This window comes from Caldicoprobacter sp., from assembly GCF_047459465.1.
Lineage (GTDB): Bacteria > Bacillota > Clostridia > Caldicoprobacterales > Caldicoprobacteraceae > Caldicoprobacter.
In genome coordinates this window covers 1-3739 of record NZ_VSCO01000162.1, presented here as the reverse complement: position 1 = coordinate 3739, position 3739 = coordinate 1, and the positions used below count along the sequence as shown (strand labels likewise).

At 46.3% G+C, this 3739-nt stretch carries 4 protein-coding genes; all 4 read left to right on the top strand.

Features of this window, described 5'->3' with window-relative positions; translation table 11 throughout:
- Window positions 1–334 precede the first annotated feature (334 nt).
- Window positions 335–1555: a hypothetical protein gene (locus tag FWJ59_RS08605; protein ID WP_414481533.1), complete on the top strand. Its 1221-nt coding sequence runs from the start codon at window positions 335–337 to the stop codon at window positions 1553–1555.
- Between the two features lie 29 nt (window positions 1556–1584).
- The gene (locus FWJ59_RS08600; protein ID WP_414481532.1) at window positions 1585–2352 is read left to right on the top strand and encodes a hypothetical protein; all 768 of its coding nucleotides are present in this window, start codon (window positions 1585–1587) and stop codon (window positions 2350–2352) included.
- A complete protein-coding gene (locus tag FWJ59_RS08595) occupies window positions 2345–3241 on the top strand; it encodes a hypothetical protein (protein ID WP_414481531.1) in 897 nt (298 codons plus the stop codon). The genes FWJ59_RS08600 and FWJ59_RS08595 overlap by 8 nt, the downstream gene beginning before the upstream one ends.
- Window positions 3242–3245: 4 nt before the next feature.
- Window positions 3246–3739: ATP-binding cassette domain-containing protein (locus tag FWJ59_RS08590; RefSeq protein WP_414481530.1), on the top strand; the 494-nt coding region annotated here is incomplete at its 3' end.

The window sequence follows — 3739 nt, the reverse complement described above, 5'->3', positions numbered from 1 at the left end:
AAATCAAATCATCTATTGACAACTCTATTCTATTGTGATAGAATGACGCTGTAAATATTCTATTGTGATAGAATAATATCACGGTTATTTCATTGATATAAAGAGGCATATGTCAATGAAACACATACTGACATTAAGCTGTTTGATTTGAAATCAAAAACGGAAAATGGAAGCTTGATCTGAACCGGGTAGCCACTCTCACTTTCAACGGTAAGACGTATGCGTTGAAGGATGAGAAGTAAAAAATTTGCTATTACTTATTTAATTTTAGAGTTTTACAAAAGGCTTAGGGTTTTACACTAGGCTATTGATAAATAAAGATAGGAGGATGGCAATGAAGAAAATTATTGCGTTTAAGAAAATCCTTGTACTGCTCATTTGCCTTGCGTCATTGATATCAGCTTCGGCCTGCGGAAAACAGCAGGTGAATGAAGGACGGCTTGATGAACTGGTTGTGGATTTGCCGGATAATTTTTTCATTGGGTTTGATGCATCAGAAGTCAAATCTGTGGATTCTGCCAAAGTATATAAAGCGGTGTCCCTGGAGTTTGATGCTGACGAAGTCGCTAAAAAACTGTTGAAGAGAGAAATCGTATCGACTAAAGTGTATGCTCAAGGACCGTGGTTTGAGACTGGCGATAATGAATTGAAGGAATATCTCACCGTTTATGACGGAGGCAAAAGCTTTGGGGTTGATTCCGGAGTTGTAGGCGGTCTTACTTATTCAATGGATGTAAATGGGGAGTCGCTGAGCGCCAAGCTGTCGAAGTTGATATCGAATGAACCGGGGCCGCCAGATAGCATTGCACAGGAATGGGGTTATAACCTGAAAAGTGATTATGCATCCTTTGCAGACCTTTCTTTTATGAGCTACAAAGATGCCTTGGCAGAAGTGAAGAAGCTTTTGTGCGATACCTTGGGATTTCCCGAGCTTGAGGTTGCGGAAGCCTATTCGATGGATTTGGAAACCATGCTGGAACACTATGAGCTTTACCTTGAGTCATGGAGCCACTTTGGCGGCGATAAAGAAGAAATAACCTTAACCAAGGATGACGAGTGTTATGTGTTCTTCTTCCGGCAGGTGATAGACGATATTCCTGTGATAAATGTTATATGGCAAGGCGGGAGATTAGCAAATTCGGCTGCAGGGGATTCTGATTCGGCCATTAGGATTGCTGCTGGAAACCCTATGCCATGCACTAGTATAAGTGTGTGTTATGATAGGAATGGTGTGAGGGATATACGTGCTCATGGCCTATACAAGATTGTGGAGAGCAGAGAGGATAAACCGCTCGTCAGCGCTGCAAAGGCTTTGCAGGTAGTGATAGACGATTACTCGGAGATTTTGCTGGCAAGTGAAACAATTGTGGAATCAATGGAACTGTACTATGTGGGAATTCCTTCGGCAGATGGCTATCAACTTATTCCCGCGTGGGTCTTTTGCATTGCCAAAGCGAATAAATGGTCGAGTCCGGCGGACGGCAGGGTGACCCCCGTATATTCCTATGAATATTACGTAGTAGACGCCATAACTGGCGAGAAGCTCAGCTCCTGATTGGGCTGCTTTTAGCGGGGTGATGGACTGTGAAACTGTTTTTTTCCCTTTTGGCCGTCAATGTACGCCGGGCAGTATTTTCTCCGCGTTTTCTTCTCAGCGCCTGCGGCGTTACGTTGGTCATGTTCTTGACGGGTTTGGGCCTGCTGAGCAATGCTCATGACGTGATATATCTCTGCGGGCTGAGCAGCGGAAGTGAAAACCTGATGCTGATTGTGGGCATATTGCCTCTGTTTCCCTTTGCTACTACTTTTGCCACCGAATGGGAAGAGCGCGCTACTGCGTTCTGGATGATACGCACAGGGATATGGAACTACGCGGTGTCCAAGGTATTGGTGAGCGCATTGTCCGGCTTTTTGACTACAGCCGTAGGTATCATTCTTTTTGTGCTGATTGCATTAACCAGGTTTCCTCTATTCACGAAGGTCTCTACCGGTGATGCTTATTCGGTTCTACTGGATGCAGGGAAGCCGGTGCAATACCTGTGCTACTATATTGCGCATATCTCCCTTTCTTCGGTGCTGTTTGCCGTGGCGGCAGTGTGGATATCTACATATATCCCAAATAAATATGCAGCGGTGGCCGGTCCACTGGTGTTGTATTTTGTGGCTCATCGTTTTACTGCGACGCTGAATATCCCGCAATACCTTAAAGTAGGCACAATTGTGGGATGGGTATATGGTATAGGCACTCCTCAAAAAACGCTGCTGTTGAAACTTGGTGTTGTCGCAGTCTTATGTTTGCTGATGGGATATGGCGCCGTAAGGCGTATAAGAAGGAGGGTATTTCGTGACTGACCTGAAAACAATACTGCTGTGTGCGCTGGTGAATTTCCGCAAGTGGACGGTAAATCCCCGTATTTACACCCTTGCCGCTGTAACAATCGGTTTTCTGGCGTGGCACTCGGCGGGGCTATCGGAGCTATCGGCCGCTGTGGGCATTGCCGTTACACCGTGGGTTTTTCCAAATTTGATTACAACATCGGCTATGATAGCGGTTTATTGCTGCTTTATAATGCTGTTTTTCTGCGATGCGCCGTTTGCGGACAGCCATACGCCCTTTCTTATTATCCGCACCGGTCGGCGCAACTGGGTGATAGGCCAACTTCTGTATATCGTACTGGCGGCTTTTGTGTATACGGTGTTCTTTTTAATAGTGTCGGTTGTGGTACTGATACCCAACGTGCAGTGGGACACTGACTGGGGGAAGGTTTTAAGGACAATTGCCGCAAACCCGAGCATTGCGAATGATTACGGCATCAAATTGACAATCTTTGTCGACCCCCTGATCATAACTATGTTTTCGCCGATTGAAGCGACGCTCATCAGCTTTGGGCTCTTCTGGCTGACATCGGTATTCATAGGTGTACTCATATTCTGCGGCAATGTGGTGATAGGGAGGATGGGCGGCCTGGTGATGGCAGGTGCGTTTCTGTGCATCTCATTTTTTACGGCCTACCTTGGTCCGCTGACGCTGGGAGGATATTGGGTACGCTACTTGTCGCCCATCAGCTGGTGCACCATGTACTCTTTGGACTGGAGTGGAATAGGTGAATGGGGTGGAATGGGTGAGTTGGTTTCGCCATCTTATGCAGTGATTTCATTGCTGGTGGCCATCCTGTTTATGAGCATAGTTTCGATAAAGGTGTTTTGCAGAAAGGATCTAAACATACAGAAACGGAGGTAATAAAATGGCGGAGTATATGGTAGAAGTTTTGGATGCCGTGAAAAAATTCAAAGAAACGGTTGCGCTGAATCATGTGACGGTCAAATTTGAAACCGGCAAGATCCACGGGATAATCGGGCGCAACGGTTCGGGGAAGACCGTCCTTTTCAAATGCATCTGCGGATTTATGCAGTTAACTTCTGGCAGCATTTTGATAGACGGCCGTCCGGTAAAGCCAGGTACAGCCCAGGAAATTGGAGTTATTGTTGAGGACCCAGGTTTCATAGGTTCCCTGAGCGGATACAAAAACCTTAAACTGCTAGCATCCATACGGCGGAAGATATCGGATGACGAGATTCGCAAAGCGCTTGTGCGCGTGGGACTTGATCCCAACCTCAAGAAGCACGTCAGCAAATATTCTTTGGGAATGAGGCATAGGCTTGGAATTGCACAGGCCATAATGGAAAAGCCAAAGCTGTTGATACTGGACGAGCCTATGAACGGCCTTGATAAGCAGGG

Bases quoted from the DNA above. Each gene is read 5' to 3' on its own strand.
- FWJ59_RS08605 (WP_414481533.1), top strand. From the start codon at position 335: ATGAAGAAAATTATTGCGTTTAAGAAAATCCTTGTACTGCTCATTTGC.